Below are 1,010 nucleotides of genomic sequence, written 5' to 3' on the forward strand. Positions count from 1 at the left end.
GGACCGCCTTCGCGCAGGAAGGGCCCCAAGGCCTCGAACTGCGCGATGAAGGCTTGCCCCAAGGCCTCGAACTGCGCGATGAAGGCTTGCCACGGCAGCGGCAGTTGCGAGCTGATGCGCGGCTTCGGGACGGCCGACAGGCCGCCCTCGTTCATGTAGCGGCGGATGAACTCCCACTCCGCTTTKAGGTCGTCCGCACTGCTGCTTTGCTTGCCGACGAAGGCCATGACGGGAAAGGGCAGCGKTGTGTCGCCAGGAAACCAGCCAGCAAGGAGACGCTGCCCGGCGATTTCCTCCGTGCTGACGCCCTCCCAGGGCACGGCAGCAATCCCACCACAACTGGGAGGACGATGCAGATAGACCTGTCGCGTGACACGGTTGAAGCGGATCAGCAGATAGCGGGAGGTCAGCGCTTCCAGGCGCGTGAAGCGGAAKGCGTATTTGAAATAAAGGAAAATCGGAATTCCAAAAAGGGCACCATCGAAAAATAGATCAAAATACTCGCTGCCGCCGATCGGCCTGCCAAATGCCTGGTTTGTTCCTGATACAAGCCCCCACACGATTGGGCCTGAACTGGAAACCCATCCGCGAGTCACCATGCCAACAATGACAAGAGAGATTAGAGTTAGCAGCCCACGCTTCTCCTCCATGCCGCCACAACGCATTTCCAGATAGRTGTTGTTGCAGGCATAGACCGGACCGCGCGTTTCGGCGTGAGCAAACCGTTTCGCTGCCTGACGCGCTTTGTCTTCGGCCACGGACTCTGCGTACACGGGTTCCACCAGTGGCTTCTTTGAGCCGTCGGCGTCTCCCATGTTCTCCTCAAACCATTGGTCAGACTTGATGTTGAGCAGCCATGCCATCCACTCCGCGTAGTACATCAGAGCACCTCTTGCAGTCCGCCATAGAGAGCGGCAAGTTCTTCTTGCGTATCCTCGTATGGTTTTTCCCCATTGAACTTGGGTCCGCGATACATGGTGTGTTTGCACCATTTTTGCAGGGCGTCGTCA

General features: G+C 58.1%; 1 protein-coding gene. It reads right to left on the reverse strand.

The genetic code is table 11. The features are described from left to right. A partial coding sequence (locus AC1DKV_RS40470) for a hypothetical protein (RefSeq protein ID WP_477139768.1) occupies positions 1-881 on the reverse strand: 881 nt, incomplete at its 3' end. Positions 882-1,010 lie beyond the last annotated feature (129 nt).

This window comes from Cupriavidus sp. 05T41, from assembly GCF_056396525.1.